The organism is Enhygromyxa salina (assembly GCF_000737335.2).
GTDB lineage: Bacteria > Myxococcota_A > Polyangia > Nannocystales > Nannocystaceae > Plesiocystis > Plesiocystis salina_C.
The window spans coordinates 1-736 of sequence record NZ_JMCC02000303.1 but is presented as its reverse complement, the minus strand read 5'-3'; the positions used below and the strand labels follow the sequence as shown (position 1 = coordinate 736).

Annotated in this window: 1 protein-coding gene and 1 pseudogene; both read left to right on the top strand. The window is 66.6% G+C overall.

Translation table 11 applies throughout. The annotated features are described in order from the left end of the window. The coding region (locus DB30_RS42150) for a hypothetical protein (RefSeq protein WP_205633228.1) at positions 1-193 on the top strand (193 nt) is incomplete at its 5' end. 221 nt (positions 194-414) lie between these two features. Then, a pseudogene (locus DB30_RS42145) lies at positions 415-736 on the top strand (hypothetical protein); the annotation flags it as partial.

Genomic DNA, 736 nt, shown 5'->3' with positions numbered 1-736 from the left:
CAACAGGCCCAGCATCGACTCCTCACCCGCTGCCGAGAGCATGGCTGACGCTGTGTTGCCGATCATGCTCGTTCATGAAGAGCGTCTCAGACCGTGCATCACCGTCGAAGTCCCCGTGGGCGACCGCACCGAGGCTCAGGCCTTCGGGCAGGGGATCGTCGGGACCCTCGTGATGGCTCCGTCCTCGACGTGAACGAGGAACGCCTGCTGCATGAGCCTGGTCGCGGACCTTCGCCCCATCGCGCACAGTCGGGCGCTGGGCTCGGTGTCGGCAGCCGGCACAGTCCTGAACCCACGCAGGCCAGCGTCCCTGAACCGGCCAAGGGCCGAACTGGTATCTCCCGCAGACTGAAGGCCCCCCTACGGGGCGCGATCTCGATTGCCAGCCAAGGCCCCGCGTGCGAACGTGACCGCATGAAGCGGCTGCCCTTGCTGAGCTTGTTCGTGCTTCCACTCGTCTTCGCGTGCAGCGACGACGGCAAGAGCGACGACACCACGAGCGAGTCCAGCAGCACCGTGCAAGGCGACGGCGACGGCGACAACACCGGGGATGGCGACGGCGAGAACACCGGCGATGGCGATGGCGACACCGGAGATGGCGACGGCGATCCGGCCTGCACCCCAGGCGAGCTCAACTGTGAGTGCAACGCTGGCCAGTGCCTTGGCGACCTCGAGTGTGTCAACAACACCTGCGTCGCCAGCTGTATCCCCGGCGAACTGGGCTGTGAGTGCAACG